Source organism: Pseudohaemophilus parahaemolyticus (assembly GCF_938021905.1).
Classification (GTDB): Bacteria; Pseudomonadota; Gammaproteobacteria; order Enterobacterales; family Pasteurellaceae; genus Haemophilus_A; species Haemophilus_A parahaemolyticus_B.
Genome location: NZ_CALIFA010000064.1, coordinates 18,592 through 42,175 on the forward strand (window position 1 = coordinate 18,592; position 23,584 = coordinate 42,175).

General features: G+C 41.7%; 18 protein-coding genes, 2 tRNA genes and 1 pseudogene. 9 read left to right on the forward strand and 12 right to left on the reverse strand.

The window, feature by feature from the left end; translation table 11 throughout:
• Nucleotides 1–134: 134 nt before the first annotated feature.
• The 4 genes from QMF79_RS06260 to QMF79_RS06275 all read left to right on the forward strand — a co-directional run bounded on the left by QMF79_RS06260 (nt 135) and on the right by QMF79_RS06275 (nt 2,450).
• A complete protein-coding gene (locus QMF79_RS06260; RefSeq protein WP_281773153.1) occupies nt 135–467 on the forward strand; it encodes a DUF413 domain-containing protein in 333 nt (110 codons plus the stop codon).
• Nucleotides 468–535: 68 nt separating this feature from the next.
• A complete protein-coding gene (trmA, locus tag QMF79_RS06265; RefSeq protein ID WP_281773154.1) occupies nt 536–1,642 on the forward strand; it encodes a tRNA (uridine(54)-C5)-methyltransferase TrmA in 1,107 nt (368 codons plus the stop codon).
• A gap of 74 nt (nt 1,643–1,716) precedes the next feature.
• Nucleotides 1,717–1,806 (forward strand) — tRNA-Ser (locus tag QMF79_RS06270).
• Nucleotides 1,807–1,889: 83 nt separating this feature from the next.
• On the forward strand, nt 1,890–2,450 hold the full coding sequence (locus tag QMF79_RS06275; protein WP_281773155.1) for a TIGR00730 family Rossman fold protein: 561 nt from the start codon (nt 1,890–1,892) through the stop codon (nt 2,448–2,450).
• A 66-nt stretch (nt 2,451–2,516) separates the two neighbouring features.
• Here the strand turns inward: QMF79_RS06275 and recG are convergent, their stop codons facing one another.
• Nucleotides 2,517–4,598 (reverse strand): ATP-dependent DNA helicase RecG, encoded by a 2,082-nt coding sequence (recG, locus tag QMF79_RS06280; RefSeq protein WP_281773156.1) that lies wholly within the window; start codon nt 4,596–4,598, stop codon nt 2,517–2,519.
• Between the two features lie 181 nt (nt 4,599–4,779).
• Between recG and QMF79_RS06285 the strand changes: the two genes are divergently transcribed.
• On the forward strand, nt 4,780–4,959 hold the full coding sequence (locus QMF79_RS06285; RefSeq protein ID WP_374057555.1) for a glycine zipper 2TM domain-containing protein: 180 nt from the start codon (nt 4,780–4,782) through the stop codon (nt 4,957–4,959).
• A 79-nt stretch (nt 4,960–5,038) separates the two neighbouring features.
• Here QMF79_RS06285 and fucO read toward each other — a convergent pair whose 3' ends face one another.
• The 10 genes and pseudogenes from fucO to selA all read right to left on the reverse strand — a co-directional run bounded on the left by fucO (nt 5,039) and on the right by selA (nt 16,369).
• Nucleotides 5,039–6,190, reverse strand: a complete 1,152-nt coding sequence (gene fucO, locus QMF79_RS06290) for a lactaldehyde reductase (protein WP_281773157.1) — start codon at nt 6,188–6,190, stop codon at nt 5,039–5,041.
• Nucleotides 6,191–6,256: 66 nt separating this feature from the next.
• Complete coding sequence (gene fucP, locus QMF79_RS06295) at nt 6,257–7,543, reverse strand: L-fucose:H+ symporter permease (RefSeq protein WP_281773158.1); 1,287 nt, start codon at nt 7,541–7,543, stop codon at nt 6,257–6,259.
• 42 nt (nt 7,544–7,585) lie between these two features.
• Nucleotides 7,586–8,233: an L-fuculose-phosphate aldolase gene (gene fucA / locus QMF79_RS06300; RefSeq protein WP_281773159.1), complete on the reverse strand. Its 648-nt coding sequence runs from the start codon at nt 8,231–8,233 to the stop codon at nt 7,586–7,588.
• A gap of 61 nt (nt 8,234–8,294) precedes the next feature.
• Nucleotides 8,295–8,729 (reverse strand): L-fucose mutarotase, encoded by a 435-nt coding sequence (fucU, locus tag QMF79_RS06305; protein ID WP_281773160.1) that lies wholly within the window; start codon nt 8,727–8,729, stop codon nt 8,295–8,297.
• Nucleotides 8,730–8,749: 20 nt separating this feature from the next.
• The gene (gene fucK, locus QMF79_RS06310; protein WP_281773161.1) at nt 8,750–10,183 is read right to left on the reverse strand and encodes an L-fuculokinase; all 1,434 of its coding nucleotides are present in this window, start codon (nt 10,181–10,183) and stop codon (nt 8,750–8,752) included.
• Between the two features lie 181 nt (nt 10,184–10,364).
• Nucleotides 10,365–12,131, reverse strand: a complete 1,767-nt coding sequence (fucI, locus tag QMF79_RS06315) for an L-fucose isomerase (RefSeq protein ID WP_281773162.1) — start codon at nt 12,129–12,131, stop codon at nt 10,365–10,367.
• 312 nt (nt 12,132–12,443) lie between these two features.
• Nucleotides 12,444–14,102 (reverse strand): phospho-sugar mutase, encoded by a 1,659-nt coding sequence (locus QMF79_RS06320; protein ID WP_281773163.1) that lies wholly within the window; start codon nt 14,100–14,102, stop codon nt 12,444–12,446.
• Between the two features lie 196 nt (nt 14,103–14,298).
• Nucleotides 14,299–14,580, reverse strand: a pseudogene (locus tag QMF79_RS06325) (bifunctional metallophosphatase/5'-nucleotidase); the annotation flags it as partial.
• Nucleotides 14,553–14,822, reverse strand: a complete 270-nt coding sequence (locus tag QMF79_RS06330) for a hypothetical protein (RefSeq protein WP_281773165.1) — start codon at nt 14,820–14,822, stop codon at nt 14,553–14,555. The pseudogene QMF79_RS06325 and the gene QMF79_RS06330, both read right to left, overlap by 28 nt.
• Nucleotides 14,823–14,938: 116 nt before the next feature.
• Complete coding sequence (gene selA / locus QMF79_RS06335) at nt 14,939–16,369, reverse strand: L-seryl-tRNA(Sec) selenium transferase (RefSeq protein WP_281773166.1); 1,431 nt, start codon at nt 16,367–16,369, stop codon at nt 14,939–14,941.
• A gap of 71 nt (nt 16,370–16,440) precedes the next feature.
• On the opposite strand from selA, the gene QMF79_RS06340 reads away from it, so the two are divergent.
• The 4 genes from QMF79_RS06340 to QMF79_RS06355 all read left to right on the forward strand — a co-directional run bounded on the left by QMF79_RS06340 (nt 16,441) and on the right by QMF79_RS06355 (nt 19,101).
• Nucleotides 16,441–16,535 (forward strand) — tRNA-Sec (locus tag QMF79_RS06340).
• A gap of 126 nt (nt 16,536–16,661) precedes the next feature.
• Nucleotides 16,662–17,105, forward strand: a complete 444-nt coding sequence (mioC, locus tag QMF79_RS06345) for an FMN-binding protein MioC (RefSeq protein WP_281773167.1) — start codon at nt 16,662–16,664, stop codon at nt 17,103–17,105.
• A 140-nt stretch (nt 17,106–17,245) separates the two neighbouring features.
• Entirely contained in the window at nt 17,246–17,506 is a 261-nt protein-coding gene (locus QMF79_RS06350) for an antitoxin (protein ID WP_281773168.1), read from the forward strand.
• Between the two features lie 47 nt (nt 17,507–17,553).
• Nucleotides 17,554–19,101, forward strand: a complete 1,548-nt coding sequence (locus QMF79_RS06355; protein WP_281773169.1) for an SIR2 family protein — start codon at nt 17,554–17,556, stop codon at nt 19,099–19,101.
• A gap of 86 nt (nt 19,102–19,187) precedes the next feature.
• Here QMF79_RS06355 and rpoC read toward each other — a convergent pair whose 3' ends face one another.
• Nucleotides 19,188–23,477: a DNA-directed RNA polymerase subunit beta' gene (rpoC, locus tag QMF79_RS06360; RefSeq protein ID WP_281773170.1), complete on the reverse strand. Its 4,290-nt coding sequence runs from the start codon at nt 23,475–23,477 to the stop codon at nt 19,188–19,190.
• Nucleotides 23,478–23,584: the final 107 nt, after the last annotated feature.

A 23,584-nucleotide genomic window follows, 5' to 3' on the forward strand; every position in this document is an offset into this window, starting at 1 on the left:
TTATAGGTAAATTTTTGCAAGAAAACGACCGCTTGCATGCATAAATCCTTGACCTTATTTTTATTCCTTGCTTTAATGCACAATTGATTTTTTATTTTCCCACAGCAAATTTGCATATTATAAAGAGGCATATTATGGCAGAAAGTTTTAGCGTAACCCGTCGTTACTTTGATGATAAAAACTACCCGCGTGGTTTTGCTCGCCACGGTGACTACACCATCCGCGAAGCTCAAATTTTAGAGCAATATGGTCAAGCATGTTTAGCATTAGAAAGTGGCGAACGTAAAGCAACAACGGCGGAAGAAGAACGTTTTGTTGCCGTGATGAAAGGTGATGAAATCGCAGAAAGCATCATCGAAAAAGCGTGGTTAAAATATCGTTCATTAACAACCAAATCGAAACGCATCTACACGCTTTCTGGCAACGCAGGCAGCGATGCTGGTGACGATTTTAGTGCGGCAGAATAAGCCATTCGCTAATATTTTTTTATAGATAGGGTGCATTTTTGCACCTTGTTTTTTATCTGAAGAAAACCATGACATTACCTATCGAACAATATTCCGAACTTCTTGCAAAAAAAACCGAAAATTTAACCGCTTTACTTGCACCATTCAATGCGCCTGAGTTAGACGTTTTTGCCTCAAAACCCAGTCATTTCCGTATGCGGGCTGAATTTCGCGTTTGGCACGATAAGAACGAGCAAGGCGAAAATGAGCTCTATCATATTATGTTTGATCAAACAACCAAACAGCGTTATCGCGTAGATAGCTTCCCTATTGCGAATGAACTGATCAACCGTATGATGCAAGCTTTGCTGGCTGAAATTCTTGATAATGAAATCTTAACTCGTAAACTGTTCCAAGTTGATTATTTAAGCACATTAAGCGGCGAAATCGCTGTTTCACTGCTCTATCATAAAAAGCTCGATGAGGCATGGATTGAACAGGCGAAAACCTTAAAAACTCGCTTAGAAAATCAAGGCTTTAAGGTGCAAATCATCGGGCGTGCAACTAAGCAAAAAATCGCGTTAGATTGTGATTTTGTCGAGGAAATTTTACCGCTCGCAGGCAAAAATTATGTTTATCGCCAAGTGGAAAACAGCTTCACCCAACCGAATGCCGAAATGAATATTAAAATGCTCGAATGGGCGAGAAATTGCACCAAAAACAGCACGGGCGATTTGCTGGAACTTTACTGCGGCAACGGCAACTTCTCGATTGCGTTAGCCGACAATTTCCGCAAAGTGCTGGCGACCGAAATCTCAAAATCTTCAGTGCAATCAGCACAATACAACATCGAAAAAAATGGTGTGGATAATTTGCAGATTATTCGAATGTCTGCTGAAGAGTTTACCCAAGCGATAAATGGCATGCGGGAATTTAACCGCTTGAAAGGCATTGATTTGAAAAGCTATGAATGCAACACGATTTTTGTCGATCCACCACGTGCAGGCTTAGATCAAGCTACACTTGATATGGTGCAAGCCTATGAGCGAATTTTATACATCTCATGTAATCCAGAAACGCTGGCAGATAACCTAAAACAGCTTTCGCAAACGCATAAAATTGAACGTGCAGCACTGTTCGACCAATTCCCTTACACGCATCACATTGAAAGCGGCATTTGGTTGATTAGAAAATAGCCACTTAAGATTTTCAGTCAAACTTTTGCTTGACCACCTGCTGATAAACCGATATTATTCTGCTCGTTTTCAACGGAGGAATGGTCGAGTGGTTGAAGGCACCGGTCTTGAAAACCGGCGAGGGTTTACGCCCTCCGTGAGTTCGAATCTCACTTCCTCCGCCATTAAATTCTAACCGCTTGTTTTATAACAAGCGGTTTTTTATTACCTCAAATTTGCAAATCCCACCTAATACAAAGGAAGTGTTATGAATATTACCGTCTATTGTGGTGCTAGTCTTGGCAATAATGAAGTGTACCAACAAGCCAGCCAAAAACTCAGCAAATGGATTGCAGAAAAACAGCATCAACTCGTTTATGGTGGCGTGGCAGCTGGTTTAATGGGGCTGGTTGCCGATAGTGTGTTAGCTCAAGGTGGCAAGGTGATTGGCATTATTCCTGAGTTTTTAAAAGAACGTGAACTTGCTCATCCGAATTTAACTGAATTAGTTGTCGTTCAATCAATGACCGAACGTAAAAAACGAATGTTTGATCTTGCCAACGCCTTTATCGCCTTACCAGGTGGACCAGGCACGTTAGAAGAAATTTCCGAAGTGATTTCTTGGGCAAGAATTGGGCAAAATCCAAATCCGTGCATTCTCTTTAATGAAAACGGCTATTTTGATAATTTACGTGATTTTTACGACAGAATGGTGCAAGATGGTTTCTTAACGCAACCAGATCGCGACAAGATTTTATTTAGTAATGATTTGGCAGAGATTGAAACGTTTATTGAAAGCTACGAGCCACCAAGCGTAAGAACATACTAAAAAAATCCCTCTTTTTAACAATGATATGCATGATCTGCACTCCAAAAGAAGGATTTTTTATTCTACCTACGCATTCGTATACTCCGCCTTTTCATTCAACCAGCGTCTAATCAACGCCTCTGCAAGCGGTGAATTTTCCACAATAATTTGCTTGGCGTAGCGTTGGACGAGCGGAATCATTTTGCGATCACGCATTAAATTTGCCACCTTAAATTCCGCCGAACCAGTTTGTTTCGTACCGAGAATTTCGCCTGTTCCACGAATTTCCAAATCTTTCTCTGCAATGTAAAAGCCGTCTTGACTATCTCTCATCACTTGCAGGCGTTTGCTGGAAATTTTGCCTAGCGGTGGTTTATACATCAGCACACAGTGCGAAGCGGTTGCTCCACGTCCAACCCGTCCACGCAGTTGGTGAAGTTGTGCTAATCCTAGGCGTTCTGAATTTTCTATAATCATTAAGCTCGCATTTGGCACATCTACACCCACCTCAATCACTGTAGTTGCTACCAACAAATCAATGTTTGCAGCTTTAAATTCCGACATTATTTCTTGTTTTTCTTGTGGTTTCATTCGCCCATGTACCAAACCAATCCGCAAATCAGGCAAGGCACGCTGTAAATCTTCGGCAATGGCTGCCGCGGCTTGGGCTTCCAGCACTTCTGATTCATCAATAAGCGTGCAAACCCAATAGGCTTGGCGTTTCTCATTTTTGCAGGCTTGATAAACACGTTGCACAATTTCAGGGCGGCGATCTTCTGAAATAACCACCGTCTTAATAGGCGTTCGCCCAGGTGGCAATTCATCGATAATTGAAGTATCTAAATCAGCATAAACTGTCATCGCTAGCGTTCGTGGAATTGGCGTTGCGGTCATAATCAGTTGATGTGGATAGTGATCAGTTTTTGCACCTTTTTCACGTAACGTCAAACGTTGATGCACCCCAAAACGGTGTTGCTCGTCGATAATAATCAACGCCAAGTCGTGAAATTCCACGCTCTCTTGAAACAGGGCATGCGTGCCAATAATCATCTGTACATCACCATTTTTGATCGCTTCCAACTGAGCATTTCTCGCTTTGCCTTTCACTTTGCCAGCCAGCCAGCCAACTTCAATCCCAAACGGACGAAGCCAATTGGCGAAATTATTGGCGTGTTGTTCAGCCAGAATTTCAGTTGGTGCCATCAACGCTACTTGTTTGCTGTTATCAATGGCAGTGAGTGCGGCAAGTGCTGCAACTAAGGTTTTTCCCGAGCCTACATCACCTTGCACCAAGCGCATCATTGGCGACGGTTGAGCCAAATCGCGCTCAATGTCTTCGGTAACGCGTTTTTGGGCGTTGGTTGGTTGGAAAGGTAGACTCGCTAAAAAGCGTTGTTTCAAATCCGTTTTGTAGCTTAGCGGCTCGGCATATTGCTGTTTTACGCCTAAGCGAAGCTGTTGCATCGCAAGGTTGTGTGCCAAAAGTTCCTCAAAAATCAACCGCTTCTGAGCAGGATGTTCGCCTTTTTCTAATACCTCAGCCGACACGCTCGGTGGTGGGCGATGCAGCAACGCCAATGCTTCTTTCAAGCTATATTGATGCGGGTTATATTGCTCAGGCAAAAGCTCAGCGACTTGCACATTCTGCAACACCACCAAGGCTTGTTCGGTCATTTTACGCAGTGAAGCCTGTTTCAATCCTTCGGTGGTGGAGTAAATTGGTGTGAGTGTTTCCGCCAATGCAAGCGGTTGATTATTGCGGATAATTTGATATTCGGGGTGATAAATCTCCGCCATATAACGCCCGCGTTTAATCTCACCAAAGGCTTTCACCCGCACGCCTGTGGCAAGGCTGTTTTTCATTCCTGCATTGAAGTTGAAGAACTTAAGCATAATTTTGCTCGTGCCATCGGAAAGCGTGACCGATAAAATCGGGCGACGCCCAAATTGCACTTCGGTGTGCTGCACGTAGCCTTCAATGGTGGCAAAACTTTCAGGGCGAACGTCTGAAATGGGCGTGATCCGCGTGCGATCTTCATAACGCATCGGCAAATGAAACAGCAGATCCTGCACGTTTTGAATGCCAATTCGGCTAAGTTTCTCGGCAATCGCCGCTCCTACACCTGACAGGCTGGTGAGTGGCACGCCATCTAAAAGTTGAGTATTCATTGCAAAAATGTTGTTAAAAATAACCGCTTGATAGAGTGGAATTATAAAGAAGACTGGAAGTTTATACAAACTTTCTCAGAAATTTGTGCTTTTTAAGAACTTATTTATCGGTTGCTCATCTTAATGAATGCGTAATTTCACGCAGATTGATAAGGAATAAAAAATGAAATTAATCTCTAAAATGTTTGTGTTAAGTTTAGTGATAGGCATTGCTGCTTGTGGCAACCTAAATAAACAACAACGCAACACAGCGATTGGTGCGGCAATTGGTGGTGTTGCAGGACACGTCATTGGCGAATCAACAGGTGCAACCTTAGGTGGCGCTGCTTTAGGTGGCGTGATTGGTAGCCAAATTAAGTAACTACCCACAAAAAAGCCCGATTATTCAAACACGACAAATAATCGGGCAATACGGAGTTAAGTTTTTATTATAGTTCTACTTAAAAGGCAGTTTTGTAGATTTCTAGGATCTCTTCTGCGGTACAATCACGCGGATTGCCGCCTGTGCATACATCTTTCAGTGCATCTTGAGAAAGGGATACTAAATCTTCCTCTTTCACACCAATCATATGTAATTTTTCAGGAATGCCAACATCATGAGAGAGTTGTTTTACTGCATCAATAGCAGCTTGACGATACTCTTCTTGGCTCATGTTATCAACGCCTTTAACGCCCATTGCACGTGCAATTTCACGGAATTTTTCACCTGTTGCTGGTGCATTGAATGCTAAAACATAAGGTAATAACACCGCATTTGCAATGCCGTGTGGTGTGTCGTAGTAGGCAGAAAGAGGGTGAGCCATACTATGTACAATACCTAATCCCACATTTGAGAAGCCCATACCTGCAACATATTGACCAAGTGCCATACCTTCTCGGCCTTCTTTGGTATTAGCTACCGCACCACGTAAGGAGCTAGAGATCAAGCGGATTGCTTCTAAGTGTAATGCATCGGTTAATGCCCAAGCAGCTTTGGTAGTATAACCTTCGATGGCGTGAGTTAAGGCATCCATACCAGTTGCTGCAGTTAAACCTTTTGGCATACTGCTCATCATTTCTGGATCGACTAATGCAACGATGGGAACATCATGCACGTCAACACAAACGAATTTGCGTTTTTTCTCTTCATCAGTAATAACGTAGTTAATCGTCACTTCAGCAGCAGTCCCTGCGGTAGTTGGAATAGCGATAATCGGTACACATTTATTACGTGTTGGCGCTACACCTTCGAGTGATAATACGTCACTAAATTCAGGGTTGTCGATAATAATCCCAATCGCTTTTGAGCTATCAATTGGTGAACCGCCACCAATAGCAATTAAGTAATCCGCACCGCTAGCTTTAAATTTTGCTACGCCTTGCTTAATCACCTCTACGCTTGGATTGGCTTTGACTTCATCAAAGATCTCGTAAGGTAAGCCTGCTTCATCTAACAAGCGGGTAACTTTCTCGACAACGTTGAATTTCACTAATTCTTTGTCAGTTACGACAAAAGCTTTTTTGAATTGGCGACTGCGTACTTCATCAACAAGATGTCCAATCGCGCCTGCACCATGATAACTGGTTTCATTAAGAATGATTCGATTAGCCATAATAGACTCCATGATTTTACAAATTAAAGAAGAAGGGAAGATGGCACATCCTATGCCATCAGCAATTTATTTTAAGACTTTCCAGCATCTGTAACCGTAGATTGAAATCATCACAAAACAGATAAGTGGTAAGATGAATGAGAAGTTTACAGCTGGGATGCCCATAACAACGCCTTGATCAATGATCATACCTTGTAGAGGTGGCATTAACGCACCGCCCACAATCGCCATGACTAAACCTGCTGCACCTAAAGTTGATTCTTCTTTCAAGCCATCTAAAGCGATGCCGTAGATAGTTGGGAACATAAGAGACATAAAGCCTGAAGTTAAGATTAAGCAATATAAGCCCCATACTCCGTCGATGAAAATGACACCTAAGATGCTGAAGAATCCGCCGATAGCAAAGAGCATTAACATAAATTCAGCTTTAAGATATTTCATTAAACTGGTGCTGACAAAACGACTCACAATGAAGATACCCATCGCAATAATGTTAAAGTTTTGACCTTCCGCTTTAGTGAAGCCTAAACGCTCAGCGTATTGTACGATGAATGTCCAGCACATGATTTGCACACCTACATAGAATACTTGTGCAATCACACCTTCACGATATTTCGCTTTTTGAATTAAGCGACCAAAAGATTCTTTAAATGAGATACGAGCACCTTCTTCTACTTTTACTGCTGGCATTTTATAAAGGCCGATGATGATAAGCACGGCAACTACCACAAAACCTAGTGCTACATAAGGATCGCGGATTTCAGCTAAATCGTGAGTACGAATCCCCATTTTTTCGGCTTCTGAAAGCGTATGGAAAATTAAGTTACCTGCCGCATCGCGTTTGTCTGATTCTAAATTAGTCAGTACTAATTGAGAGGCAACAAACATCCCTGTAATTGAGCCCAGTGGGTTGAAAGATTGTGCAAAGTTCAAACGACGAGTTGCAGTTTGTGGATCGCCCATAGCTAGAATATAAGGGTTTGCTGTGGTTTCTAAGAAAGCCAAGCCGAAAGTTAAGATATAAAGTGAAATTAAGAAGAAATTGAACACTTCATATTTTGCGGCAGGCCAGAATAAGAAGGCACCAATCGCATAGAGTACTAACCCCAACATAATGCCGGCTTTATAGCTATATCGGCTAGCAAAAAGTGCGGCAGGGATTGCCATTGTGCCGTAACCACCATAGAAGGCAAATTGCACAAGTGCTGCTTCAGATGCTGGAATTTCCATTACTGTTTGGAATACGGCAACCATTGGGTTGGTAATATCATTCGCAAATCCCCAAAGGGCAAATAAGCTCGTAATTAAGATGAAGGGAACAAGGAATTTCTTTTCTAAAACTTTAGCACTCATAATATGTTTCCTCATATTGAATGGGTATGATTTCAGCTAGGATTATTCTTCAATACGTAATCCGTAAGATTTAAATTTCTCAAGCACAACCGCCATTTGCTCTTTGCTGAGTAGCGGAATATCTAAGCCTGTCGATAACAGTTGCAAATACCACGTTGCCAACACTTCTACTTCGTGAGCAAGCCATAACGCTTTATCAAGGTTAGACTCACACGCAATTAAACCGTGGTGAGCAAGTAAAATCGCTTTGCTTTCTTTAATCCCTTCACGCACATAATCAGCCAATTGATGTGTACCGAAAGTAGCATAAGGCACGCAAGGGATATGATCTGTTCCACCAACAGCAATCATATAGTGGATTGGCGGAATCGGTTTTTCGAGAATAGAAAGCCCTGCACAATTTTTAGCGTGGTTGTGCACAACTGCATTCGCTTCAGGACGTGCTTGGTAAACCGCTAAATGGAATTGCCATTCACTTGAAGGTAATTTTCCCTCTTCGTGTTTACCGTTTTTATCTACGTAAACGATGTCTTCAGGTTTAGTGAGTTCGTAAGGTTTACCTGTTGGCGTAATGAGCATACCGTCTTTATAACGTACGCTCACATTGCCCGCTGTGCCTTGGTTTAAACCAAGACGAGTCATTTCTAAACAGGTATGAATAATTTTTTCGGAAAGTTCTAGTCGGTTCATTTGATTCACCTTTTTATTGTAAGATTAGTAAAATTTCTAAGATTTTTAACCGCTTGTAGGGTTATTCCACAGGCGTAACGCCTTTCTTAATAATCACATTGCCATATTTGGCAGTTTCGCCTGTGATTACGACGGCATAAGTTTTTTTAGCACGCTCATAAAAAGCAAAGCGTTCGACGCGTTCTACTTTTGGTGCGGTGCCGTTAATTTTTTTGATAGCTTCTAAATAACGAGCTTCTACGCTTGGATCGAGGTTATCTCCTTTTACCGCTTGCATCATTGCTAATGGTGCTTCAACGTATTGGTCAAATTCAAACAGCGGAGTAATGCCAAGCAATAAAGTTGGGATGTCAACACCATCAGCACGAATTACTTTGTGATGTAATTGATGTGCTGGAAAGTGAGCATCTGAAAGGACCAATTCGTCCCCGTGTCCCATTTCAGCCAAAATTTTTAATAATTCTGGGGAAATTGCGGGGTGGATGCCTTTTAACATAGAATGTCTCCTTTTATTATTTATTTGTAATACTGGCTGTTTTCTGACGGCTCAATCCTTGTAACAGTTGGTCGCATCGCTTGTTGAGCTTCGAGCGGTGAGCCAAATCTACCCGCACCGAAGAAAGTAAACATCGCTGCACCTAAAACCGTGGTTTCTGGGAAATCCACCACATCAACGGGACAATTCAGCACATCGGCACGGATTTGATTCCAAAGTGCATTTTTCGAACCACCACCTACGCAAATTAAACTTTCAGCATTGAAGTTACCTACTTTTTGCAAGAGCTGTAAGCCATCTTTTAGGCGGTAAGCCATATATTCCAGACCTGCACGGTAAATTTCTCCTCGTTTGGTATGCATTGAAAGCCCAACGATTGATCCCATTTGATTGGTTGTACCATCAAAATTCCCAATCAGTTTTACACCATTTGCCCCCGCAGGAATGGCACGAGCTTCATCAATCATCGTACGATAATAAGCATCCGTACCTGCCACTTCAGTAAAGAAGCGTTTGCCGAGCCATTCCATAATGCCTGAAGCTACCCATTGCACACCAGGATTGAAGCAACCCGCTTGACTATCAAATTCAATGGTTAAACCGTGTTGAGCAAATTGCCATTCTGGCTTTGCCTGTTGGGTACGAGCCATCAAAATTTCCCAAGTACCCGAGCTTAAAACAGGTTGGTTATAATCTGCTCCTGATCCAAAAATCGCAAATTGAGTATCGTGTCCGCAAGAAATCACGGGAATATCAGCACTCAAGCCTAACTCAACAGCAAGATCCGCTTTTAATCCGCCAATGACCTCACCTGCACTTTTCATTGGTGGGAAATGCTCTTTGCTCAAGCCCAATAAATTCAATACTTCGTCGTCCCAAGCATCTTGCTCAATACAAGTCATCATAGAAGTTCCTGCCATTGTGCGGTCTGTGCTTTGCACGCCTGTTAAACGGTAGGTCAAGATAGATGAAATAAACATAAAACTATTTGCTTTGGTATAAACCTCAGGTTGATGCTGTTTAAGCCATAACAGTTTGAATAGGGTATTAAAGCTGTAATGTCCTACACCATTACGTTGATAAAGTTTTTCGACATCAATGTAATTTGCGAGGCTTGTCATAATTGGCAAGGTACGTGGACATTTCCACGAAATAATCGGATAAAGTTGGTTGCCCTGTTTGTCAAATAACGCACCATCCACACCAAAGGTGGTAACAGAAATGCCCACAATTTGCTGACGTTGTTCTGGGCTTAATTCCGCTAAGGTTTGTTTAGCACAGGTGAGCAATTTGCCCCAAATTTCATCAATCGCCCAGATGTGATAATCTGGATTTTCTACCCCAGGTTGAGTGTTATTGGGTAGATGGTGAGCACTTAAAATCTTCCCTGTATCATCAATAGCAATGGTGCGAAGGTTGGTTGCACCACAGTCGAAGATAAATGCAATTGCCATGGTTATCTCCTGAATTCTGAAATGTGATGCTACTTATTACTCCGCTCTCTTCCCCCCTCTTTAGCAAAGAGGGGGAGAGATTTGGCAGAAAAAATTCAACCTCATCGTTTAAGTAGCATCTTTTCAAATTTCCTCCATTCGAGGAAATTTGCAATTTATACGCAAATTTTTACCGCTTGCGTTATTTATAAAGCGGTCCAAAGTTCGCACAAGCACGGTAGTCTTGACCTTCTTTATCTTGACCAAACATATTCCATGCACTTGGACGGAAAATGTCTTTTTCTTCCACGTTGTGCATATTGACTGGAATACGAAGCATAGAAGCTAAGGTAATCAAGTCTGCCCCAACGTGTCCGTAAGTAGCTACACAATGGTTTGCACCCCAGTTTGCCATCACAGAATACACATCTTTGAATGCACCTTTACCATTTAGACGAGGCACGAACCAAGTCGTTGGCCAAGTTTCATTAGTACGTTTATTTAAGATGTCGTGTACATTTTCAGGTAACTCAATTGACCAGCCTTCTGCAATTTGAAGAACAGGGCCTACACCTTTGACAAAGTTAATGCGGTGCATGGTAAATGGCATACCACCTTTGGTGAGGTATTGAGAAGATAAACCGCCCCCACGGAAGTATTCATACACCGCTGGACACCAACGAGTATTTTCTAAGCAGCGTTTGCCGTCTGCCTCAGTCACTTCCCAAGCTGGTTTCACTACAGGATTGCCATCTTTGTCTTGGTGTTGACCTGTGCCATCTAATGCCGCAGAACCAGAGTTGATTAAGTGAATGAAACCGTTTTCTGGGCGCCAGCCTGTCACACGTTCTACGGAGTCTTCACTCCAGTAAGTACGTACGTCAGCAAAGATTTGAGCTTGACCAGTTAAAAGGTTACCGAACAACATATTTACTGCGTTTAAGCTGTCATTTTCGGTTGCAAGAATGTATGGAGGACGTACGCCATTCCAGTCATAAGTTGAGTTCAACATCGCTTCCATAAAGTCGCCATTTGGACGATGGTCTGTCCAATGACGTTGACCTTGGAAACCAGCTGCAATCGCATTGTGACCTAACGCTTCTTCGCCAAAGTTGAGTTCAGCCAATTTTGGATTGCCGACCATTAAATCGCGTGCGATGATGGTCATTTTGACTAAAGTTTTACGTAACTCCGCTCTTTCTTCCGCGTTCATTTGATTTTCTGGTGCGTTTACATCCACGCCGTCAATGCAGTATTCGTTAGCCCATTGAAGTGCAAGTTCGTATTCTTCATGGTCGTAAATGCCACGGTCGATACGGCGGGTAATTTCAGACATATCCACGTATTCGTTACGCATACCTAAGTATTCTTGGAAGAATGGTTGGTTCACAATAGAACCTGCGATACCCATCGAAACAGATCCGATAGAGAGGTAAGATTTACCGCGTAAAGTTGCCACAGCTAAACCAGCACGGGCAAAACGTAATAATTTTTCACGCACATCCGCTGGAATAGTTTGATCGTCTGCTTCTTGCACTTCGTGGCTGTAAATAGAGAAAGCAGGTAAACCAAGTTGGTTATGACCAGCAAGGGCTGCCGCTAAATAAACTGCCCCTGGGCGTTCTGTACCGTTGAAACCCCAAATCGCTTTTGGTGTGTGTGGATCCATATCAATGGTTTCAGAACCGTAGCACCAGCAAGGGGTTACCGTAATCACCGCACCGACATTCTCACGTTTAAATTTTTCTGCACAAGCGGCAGATTCTGCCACGCCACCGATGCAGCTGTCTGCGATTACACATTCCACGAAATCGCCATTAGTATGACGAACTTCTGAACTAATCAATTTCGCCACAGCTTTCGCCATATTCATTGTTTGATCTTCGAGTGATTCACGCACTCCTAAACGGCGACCGTCGATGGTTGGGCGGATACCAATTTTCACGGGAGTGGATTTCAAAGCAGTCATAGCATTTCTCCTGATTGGTTGAATAAAGAAAATTTCTGTTTTTTATTATTCACAGGGAAAGGCTTTTTTGAAGAAAAACGCGATTTTATGTTCAGTTCTGTGAGCAAGATCACAAAAATAACCGCTTGGAGGTAGCTTTAGAGGAAAATTAAATGCCCGTTTTAGACTTAAAATAGTCAAAACGGGCATATCTTATAGGAGAAATAAATATGCCCCTTACGGGGCATTTAGAACCGCTACTGTATCCTTGTGCTCACTCTAGCCTACAAAAGAGAAGCGGTGTTTTTTCTCATCTATTTTGCAAAATGCAAATTAGCAATCTTGTTTGCCATATTGTTCTTGACGCAAAAGAACGCGTACGCTTTCATCGAATTGTGCTAATACTTCATCTGCATTTTTCGGGTCAGTACCACGTGCATCTAAGTAGAACTTGATTTTCGGTTCTGTGCCTGATGGACGAGCAATTAAACGGCTACCATTTTCTAATACGAATACTAAAATATCGCTTTGGCGGTCAGTTTTTGTATGATCTAAGAATGTAGCTACTTTGAAACCACCCACTTCTGCTGGCGGATTATGACGTAATGCACTCATCAATTTACCAATTTCAGATAAATCGCTTACACGAATAGAAATTTGACCGCTTACATAAGCACCAAACTCTTTGGTGAAGTCTGCTGCGTAGTCTGCAAGTGTTTTACCTTCTTTTTTGAGGCTACGTACTAAATCTAAGAATACGATTGCCGCTGAAATACCATCTTTATCGCGAACTTTGTCTGGGTCGACTAAGTAACCTAATGCTTCTTCGAAACCGAATAATAAACCGTTTACTTTACCGATATATTTGAATCCAGTTAAAGTTTCTTCTGAGTCAAAACCATATTTCTTCGCAATTTCTGCTAGGGCTGGTGAAGAAACCAATGAACATGCTAACACGCCTTGTTTGCCTTGTGCATGATATTGTTTTGCTAAATACCAACCTAAGTAACAACCAATCACGTTACCGTGAAGAGGTTTCCAGTTACCTTCTGCATCTGGCAATGCCACTGCTAAACGGTCAGCATCTGGGTCGTTTGCGATGATAAATTCAGCATTATGTTTTTTCGCTACTTCAATCGCTAAGTCTAATGCCCCTTTCTCTTCTGGGTTCGGGAAGTTTACGGTTGGGAATGTGCCGTCTGGCCATACTTGTTCAGCTACCACGTGCGGTTGTGGTAAACTTGCTTTGGCAAGGGTTTTGCTTAATACTTCATAGCCCACGCCGTGCATTGCAGTGTAAACGTAATTAATATCGCACGCTGGCTCTTTCGCAAGGCTTGCGGTTTTCACAATGTAAGCATCGACAATTTCATCGCTTAACACGGTGAAATTTTGGCTGCGTGGTAAATCTGCAATGTTACCTCCTGCTACTTTGTCGATAAGTGCCGCAATCTCTTTATCCGCAGGTGAAACGATTTGACCACCGCCGTTTGCTTTACCTAAGTAAACTTTATAGCCGTTATCCTCAGGTGGATTGTGGCTTGCCGTTACCATTACGCCTGCAGTGGTATCGAAGTATTGGATTGCATAGGCTAACACTGGGGTTGGTAATTTGCGTGGTAATAAATACGCTTTAATGCCTGCACCCGCCATAATTTCTGCGGTATCGCGTGCGAACACATCCGAATTTTTACGACCATCGTAACCAATTACAATAGATGGCTCTTTATCGTAGCCTTTTAAGTATTCCGCTAAACCGCCCGCAGCTTGTGCTACTAACACACGGTTCATCCCCATTGAGCCTGCCTGCAAACGACCACGCAATCCCGCTGTACCAAATTGTAAGCGACCGTTAAAACGGTTTGCTAATTCTGCTTGAGCGTCCGTTTTCCCTGCTTTTGCCTCTGCAATCAGTTGCTCTAACTCCGCACGAGTTTCTTGATCTGGGTCTTGATTTAACCAGTTTTGAGCTGTAGTGAAAAGTGTCTCCATAACAAATCCTCTGTAATTTGATTGTGAATAAATACCTCAGATAGATTAGCTGAAAAGCGGTTGGATTGACACGATTTTTTGCAAAATTCTATTGGTTTTTTGATAAAGATAAAAGAATGGAAAAACGAAAACGATTGGGAAGAAAAAACAGCCCCAAAGGGGCTGTTATAGTTAACTGAAAAGTAAAATGTAGAAATTATAAGCCTATAATCTTCCAGCGATTGTGTGAAACACCTTCCACTTTGCCTTTTTTCACGTTAGTGATGTAGTCGATCATCATATTTTGGATCGTGCCTTTCTCTTGACCCATTGCCACTTTAGATTCCCAAAGGGTAGGGATTTGCTGACCTTCCCAAATACCGCCTTTTTTGGTCATTTGACCGAAGCGATAAGAGTTCATACCAAGTTTGATTTTCATATCATCAGTTACAGGAGTACCATCGGCAAGTTTCAGATCGACGATTTTCTCACCACTTGGTTATCTTGAATCGCATCACCAATATCCACCAAAATTAAATCGGGGTGAGATTTACGCACTTCTTTTACATAGGTCGCGATTTGTGCGTAAGAGCCTGATTTGTCCTCTACGTCCGCACCGTAAGACCACGGCACAATACGACCGTGAACATCTGAGGTGCCTAAAAATTTCACGTTTACTTCTTTTGCCACGGCAACAGAAATTGCAGAAAGTGCAAAAAGGGTTGTCAGTAGTTTTTTCATAAAAATCCTATTGAGGGGCTGGTGGTGAATATCACAATAAAAAAATCCCCCTCTTTAGAAAAGAGGGGGTAGGGGAGATTTGATAACGATGTTCAATTCTCAGATGAACTCCGTTTTCATTTCTGCCAAATCTCCCCCTGCCCCTCTTTGCTAAAGAGGGGAGTATTAAAAGACAGCATCTCAATCAACGCCTCAAACTGCGTGACAGAACGCAAATCCAACCAAAATTTTTTATCGGCAAAACGCCCGATAATCGGAGTTGGTAATTGTTTAAACTGTTGCTCTAATGCTAATAAATCGCTCTGTTTTTCACTCTCGATTGTAACAGCAACAGAGGGAAGTTTTTCCGTTGGCAAAGCCCCGCTGCCAATCTGGGCAAGGCTTGGTTCAACTTGCAAAATATAGCGTGAATTTAACCGCTTGCCTAATACTTCTTTGAGCTTTTCTGCTCGGATTTCCAGCAAATCAACCGATTGCGTGAGTAAATTCAAAGTCGGTAAAGTTTCAGACAATTTTTCAGGTAAAAGATATTGACGAAGGGTCGCCTCCAACGCCGATAAAATCACTTTATCGCAACGCAACACTCGCTTGAGCGGATGGGCTTGCAGCTCATCAATCCACACTTTTTTACCCACAATAATGCCCGCTTGCGGCCCGCCTAAGAGCTTATCGCCCGAGAAGGAAACCAAATCCACACCTGCCGCGACTTTCTGTTGCACCATCGGCTCGGCAGGTAAACCAAGCAATGCCATATCTATCAGCGAGCCACTGCCTAAATCGCTTATTACTGGCAAGCCAAACTCTTTGCCAAGTGCGACTAATTCTTCCTCTAGCACGGAACTGGTAAAGCCCTCAATATGATAATTGCTCGTGTGCACCTTCATCAAAAAGGCGGTATTTTCATTGATCGCATTGCGATAATCTTTAAGGTGTGTGCGGTTGGTCGTACCGACTTCCACCAACTTACACCCTGCCTGCAACATAATATCGGGAATGCGAAATGCCCCACCAATTTCGACCAATTCCCCCCTTGAGACAATCACTTCTTTATCTTTAGCGAAAGTTGCCAACATCAGCAACACCGCTGCCGCATTGTTATTTACTACGCAAGCTGCTTCTGCACCCGTGATCTTGGTAACCAGCTCAGAAATATAGAGATCACGATGCGATCTTCTACCCTCATCAATATCAAACTCCAATGCCACATTACTTTGCATCGCACAGGTCGCCGCTTGAATTGCCGCTTCTGACCATAATCCCCGCCCCAAATTAGTATGCAACACCGTGCCCGTTAAGTTAAACACAGGGCGAAGTTGCACCGATTGCAATTGGGAAAGGGAATGAAAAAGCTGTGCAAAAAACGTGGTTGCATTAGTCAAAAAATCGGGCAAAGAGTGATGATGTTGGACGTGTCGGCGAGCCTGTTCAATCAATAAACGCAGCTGCTCGACCACGGCTTGATGTCCAAATTGTTGAATAAAATCGACCGCTTGTGGCTGTTTGAGTAGCTTATCGACCGACGGGATTTGACGAAATAAATGTTGCATAGCCAAGAATTGAGAAATCTAAACGTTGGATAATTCTAATAAATAAAGTAGAATATGGCTACTTTTAAAACGGAAGGTCGTCATCTCCGGTGAGGTGGCAGGACTTCAAATCCTGTTGAGGACGCCAGCGTTCTCGGGTGGGTTCGACTCCCATGACCTTCCGCCAATACTTTTCAAGTCTCATTTCTGACCAAACTCACTCGTAGGGACAGGGTTTATCCCTGTCCTTTATTTACAAGAAAAGGGAAGGAATAACTCCCCTTCCCTACGAATATCATTCAAAGGAAAATTTATGACCCAATCCATTTGCATTATCACAGGCAGCACCTTAGGTGGTGCGGAATATGTTGCCGATCACCTCGAAAGTTGTTTAACCGCCAAAGGCTTTAATGTTGAACTTTTTAATCACGCAACGCTGGTAGACATTCAATCGCAACCCATTTTAATCGTGGTTACCTCAACCCATGGTGCAGGCGAGCTGCCTGATAATATCAAGCCTTTGTTTGAAGCACTCGAAAATCAACCGCTTGATTTTAGCCAAATGAAGTTTGGTGTTGTTGGGCTTGGAAGCTCTGATTACGACACCTTCTGCCACGCAGTGGATATTGTTGAAAATACTTTAAAGGCAAAAGGTGCAACACAAGTGTGCGACTCGGAACGTATTGATACCGTAACCAATTTCGAACACGATGAAACGGCAGAAAATTGGTTAGAAGGTTTTTTAGTGAAGTTGTAAGCGGTCAGATTTTTATTCTTTTTTGCAAAACAAAGCCCTCAGGACTTTCTAGCTCTGAGGGTTTTGTTATATTAAATTTTGATTATAAATTATGCTAAATTGTGTATACTTATAAAAACAAATATATACGGAGTAATACTATGATAACAAAAGTTTTTCAAAGTGGTTACAGCCAAGCAGTAAGAATTCCTGTTAGTTTCCGTTTAGATATAGATACAGTTGAAATTCTACACGGAGAAAATAGCGATATTATTTTACGCTCATTTAAACCTAAAGCAGATATGGAATTTTTGGATTTATTTGAAGGATTTGATGAAGATTTTATTGAAGCGTTAGAGAAATTTCAAAGTATTAGCAGATTGAGTTACTTAAATATAATTTTTAGTTTACTTATCAATTAAAATATAAAACTATACATTTAATAAAAATCATTAAAAGGATCAAGTATATGAATATTCAAAATAAATTATCAGAAATACTACAGTCTCATATAGGAGGAGCATTTCTATTCATTGGCTCTGGATTCTCTAGACGTTATTTAAATTTAGAAGATTGGGAAGGATTATTAACTAAGTTCTGCAATACAGGAAAATCTTTTAAATACTACAAATCTTCTGCCGACGGTAACTTAGCAAAAGCAGCTGAATTACTAGCTAATGATTTTCATGAAGTTTGGTGGAAAGATAATTCTTATATATCAAATAGGGAAAAATATGAATCTTTTAGTAAAGATACAACGTCCGCTTTGCGTATTGAAATAAGTCATTATCTGAAAAATTTAAATAATAAAATTAATAAAGAATACCAAAATGAAATTAATGCACTAGAAAATCTTAATATAGATGGCATTATTACTACTAATTGGGACATGTTTCTTGAGAACATCTTTCCTGATTATGAAGTATATATAGGACAGCAAGAACTTCTATTTTCTAATCCTCAGGAAGTAGGAGAAATATATAAAATCCATGGTAGTGCAAGCAACCCAAACTCTTTAGTGTTAACAGAATCTGATTACCAAAAGTTTGAAGCGAGAAATGCTTATCTTGCTTCAAAATTAATTACTATATTTATGGAACACCCTATTATTTTTATTGGATATTCTCTTAATGACGAAAACATTAGAGCTATTTTAGCCTCCATTGTTAGATGTATTGATGATCATAATTTAGATAAATTGCGTAAAAATCTTATTTTTGTTAATAGATTAAAAATTTATGAGTCAGAAAGCATTACGGAAAGTAGTATTGTATTTGATCATATATCTCTACCAATCACTCTTATTAAGACTAATAATTTCACTTTGGTATATAATGCTATACGAAGCATGAAAAGAAAAATCCCTGCAAGAATACTTCGTCATTTCAAAGAACAATTTTATGAATTTGTTTATACTTCCGAACCAACAGAACATATCCTTGTTTCTGATATAGACCAAACTAAAAATTATAAAGATATTGAATTTGTTGTAGGTGTTGGAGTTAAAAAAGCATTTTCTGAGCAAGGATATTTTGGTATTAATGCACTTAATCTTATGGAAGATGTTCTATCCGATGGTAATAACAATTATGATGCAGAAAAACTACTTACTTTAGTCTTTCCGAGTCAACTGGGAAACGCTGTATATGTTCCTATATATTACTATCTAAGAAAATGTAATATTAATAACCAAAAAGAGTTAGATGCATTCTGTCTAAAGAAGGGAGTTTCTTTAGATAAATTCATTAACACTGAAATAAAAATTAATGGTCAATATAAACGTAAATTTTCACAAACCAAGGATAAAACAATTAAAGGACTAATTAATGAACATAAGAATGTAGAAGAGGTTTTCAGATTAATTCCTTTTTTAGAACTTCAGGATATCATTTTAGATGATTTACTTGATTTTCTAAATAGATATAAAAATAAATATCTTAAAAAAGAAAAAGGGGCTGTTGCAAGCGAATTTAAAAAATTAGTGACTTTATACGATAAATTAAAATGGGGCTGGTAACCAACTATTTTCAGAAAACCCTCAAAACTTTCCAGTTCTGAGGGCTTTTCTCTATCTAATCGGTGGGCTAAAAGCCCCCCTATGGACTACTCTTCCGCTTCCATCTCTGCGTTGAGTAACGCTGCTAAACTTTGAGTTGCATCATCTGCTACAAACTCAAATTCAGCTTCGATATCTGCGTCGGTTGCAAAGTTATTAGCTACTGGAGTTGCAACTTCTTCGGTAAATCCGACCGCTTGTCCTGCAAGTGCAGCAGCACGTTTTTCTGCGCGCGCTTTGTGGTAAGCGAAACCTGTACCTGCTGGGATTAAACGACCCACGATCACGTTCTCTTTCAAGCCGCGTAATTCGTCTTGTTTACCTGCAACGGCTGCTTCGGTAAGCACACGGGTAGTTTCTTGGAACGATGCCGCTGAGATGAATGACTCAGTTGCCAATGATGCTTTGGTGATACCAAGTAATTCACGTTCAAATTCTACCAACGGTTTGCCTTCGGCTGCACGTTTGCGGTTGGCAATTTTCACGCGTGCTACTTCTACTTGTTCCCCTTCAAGGAATTCTGAGTCGTAAGCGTTGGTGATGATTGCTTTACGCAACATTTGGCGAACGATAACTTCGATGTGTTTATCGTTAATTTTTACCCCTTGTAAGCGGTAAACTTCTTGCACTTCGTTTACGATATAATTGGTTACCGCGTGTACACCGCGTAAGCGTAAGATGTCATGCGGAGTTTCTGCACCATCAGAAATCACGTCACCACGTTGTACCATTTCGCCTTCGAATACGTTGAGCTGACGCCATTTTGGAATCATTTCTTCGTATGCTTCGCCCTCTGCAGGAGTGATTACTAAGCGGCGTTTACCTTTGGTTTCTTTACCAAATGAAACGATACCTGAGATTTCCGCAAGGATTGCTGGCTCTTTCGGTTTACGTGCTTCGAATAAATCTGCAACGCGTGGAAGACCACCGGTAATATCTTTCGTACCCACAGATTCTTGTGGAATACGTGCTAATGCTTCACCTACTGCGATTTCTGCACCATCATCAAGCGTTACAATTGCTTTACCCGGTAAAAAGTATTGTGCTGGAACATCTGTGCCAGGGATTAAGATATCATTACCGTTTGCATCTACTAAGCGTAATGCTGGACGTAAATCTTTACCTGCGGTTGCACGTTCACCCACATCTTGTACCACGATTGATGATAAACCTGTTAATTCATCCGTTTGACGAGTAACGGTTAAACCATCCACGATGTCGCTGAATTGAATGCGACCTGATACCTCTGAGATAACTGGCATTGTATGCGGATCCCAGTTTGCCACCACTTCGCCCACTGCCACTTCGTCGCCGTCGTGTTTAGAAAGCACTGCACCATAAGGCACTTTATAGTTCTCTTTGGTACGACCGAAGGTGTCGATCACGGTTAATTCAGTGTTACGTGAAGTTAATACCAACTTGCCATCTTTGTTAGTAACGAATTTCGCGTTAGCTAACTTGATCGTACCGTTGTTTTTCACCTGTACGCTAGACTCTTTAGCTGCCGCAGATGCCGCACCACCGATGTGGAACGTACGCATGGTTAGCTGTGTACCCGGCTCACCGATTGATTGTGCCGCGATAACACCCACTGCTTCACCTTGGTTGATTAAGTGACCGCGTGCCAAATCACGTCCGTAACATTTCGCACACACACCGAAGTCGGTATCACAAGTTACAACAGAACGTACTTTGATGCTATCAACTGAGTTCTCATCAATCACATCACACCATTTTTCGTCGATTAAGGTGTTACGTGGAATTAATACTTCTTCTGAACCTGGTTTTAATACATCTTCAGCCGCTACACGACCTAATACTAATTCGCGTAATGGTACTTTCTCATCGCCACCTTCAATATGTGGTGTCATTACGATACCTTCTGAAGTACCACAGTCGTCTTCGATGATCACTAAGTCTTGTGCCACGTCTACTAAACGACGAGTTAAGTAACCTGAGTTCGCTGTTTTCAACGCCGTATCCGCAAGACCTTTACGCGCACCGTGGGTTGAAATAAAGTATTGAAGAACGTTCAAGCCTTCACGGAAGTTCGCCGTGATTGGGGTTTCGATGATCGAGCCATCTGGACGCGCCATCAAACCACGCATACCCGCTAACTGACGAATCTGAGCTGCAGAACCACGCGCACCAGAGTCCGCCATCATAAAGATGCTGTTAAATGAAGCTTGTTTTTCTGGGTTACCTTCACGGTTGATTACTTCTTCCGTTGAAAGGTTATCCATCATCGCTTTCGCAACACGTTCGTTCGCTGCTGCCCAAATATCGATTACTTTATTATAACGTTCGCCTGCAGTTACTAAACCTGAGTTAAATTGCTCTTGGATCTCAGCAACTTCAGCTTCTGCTGCACGGATGATCTCTTCTTTTTGTGCTGGAATCACCATATCGTTGATACCCACTGACGCACCAGAACGTGCCGCATATGCGAAACCTGTGTACATTACTTGGTCAGCAAGTAATACAGACTCTTTCAAGCCTAAACGACGGTAACATTCGTTGATGAGCTTAGAAATCGCTTTTTTACCTAACGTTTGGTTGAATAATTTGTATGGCATACCTTTCGGTGCGATCATCCATAAAATTGCACGACCAACTGTGGTGTCGATTAATGAAGTTTTTGGTTCAAATTCGCCCTCTTCATTTTTCACATATTCAGTAATACGTACTTTAACACGTGAATGTAACTCTGCTTGACCTGTGCGATAGGCTTTTTCCGCCTCGCGTGGGTCTAAGAAGTACATTCCTTCGCCTTTACCGTTTACTTTCTCACGAGTCATATAGTACAAACCTAATACAACGTCTTGAGATGGAACGATAATTGGGTCACCACTTGCTGGTGAAAGTACGTTGTTGGTTGACATCATTAACGCACGTGCTTCTAACTGTGCCTCTAACGTTAATGGTACGTGTACCGCCATTTGGTCACCATCGAAGTCCGCATTGAACGCCGCACAAACAAGTGGGTGTAGCTGGATTGCTTTACCTTCGATAAGGATTGGTTCGAATGCCTGAATACCTAAACGGTGAAGGGTTGGTGCACGGTTTAGAAGAATCGGGTGTTCGCGAATCACTTCTGCAAGAATATCCCATACGATTGGCTCTTCACGCTCAACCATTTTCTTCGCAGCTTTGATGGTTGATGCAATGCCACGAGATTCTAATTTTGAGTAAATAAATGGACGGAATAATTCCAACGCCATTTTTTTCGGCAAACCACATTGGTGAAGACGTAAGTATGGACCTACGGTAATTACCGAACGACCAGAATAGTCTACACGTTTACCTAACAAGTTCTGACGGAAACGGCCTTGTTTACCCTTGATCATATCGGCAAGAGATTTTAATGGACGTTTGTTTGAACCTGTAATCGCACGACCACGACGACCGTTGTCTAATAACGCATCCACAGACTCTTGTAACATACGTTTTTCGTTACGTACGATAATGTCTGGTGCGACTAAATCTAATAAGCGTTTTAAACGGTTATTACGGTTAATCACACGACGGTATAAATCGTTCAGATCTGATGTCGCAAAACGACCACCATCAAGTGGTACTAATGGACGTAAATCTGGTGGAAGCACTGGTAACACAGTCATTACCATCCATTCTGGTTTGTTGCCAGATTGTTGGAATGCTTCTAATAGTTTTAAGCGTTTAGTGATTTTTTTGCGTTTAGTTTCAGAGTTAGTCTCTTGTAACTCTTCACGCATCATTTCACATTGGTGTTCAAGATCCATATCGCGTAATAACGCTTGGATACCTTCTGCACCCATTTTCGCATCGAACTCATCGCCCCAACGCTCTTCTGCATCAAGGAACTGTTCTTCGGTTAATAACTGACCTTTTTCTAAATCAGTCATACCCGGTTCTGTCACCACATAGCTTTCGAAATAAAGCACGCGTTCAATATCACGCAATGGCATATCTAAAATCAAACCGATACGGGACGGTAATGATTTTAAGAACCAGATGTGTGCCACAGGGCAAGCTAATTCGATATGACCCATACGGTCACGGCGAACTTTAGTTTGGGTGACTTCAACGCCACATTTTTCACAAATTACACCACGGTGTTTTAAGCGTTTGTATTTGCCACATAAACATTCGTAATCTTTTACCGGCCCGAAAATACGTGCACAGAAAAGACCATCACGCTCAGGTTTAAAGGTACGGTAGTTGATGGTTTCTGGTTTTTTGACTTCACCAAAAGACCAAGAACGAATCTTATCTGGTGAGGCTAAACCGATTTTAATTACATCAAAATCATCGTTTGATTTAGATTGTGCTTTTAAAAACTTAACTAAGTCTTTCACTTTTTGCCCCTAGTTTGAGGTTGTTTTGCTTGGCAGGCGATGCCCACCTTATGAAATTTTGTCGATTGCAAGCGGTTGATTTTTGCAAAATGTTTGCGAAACTTCAC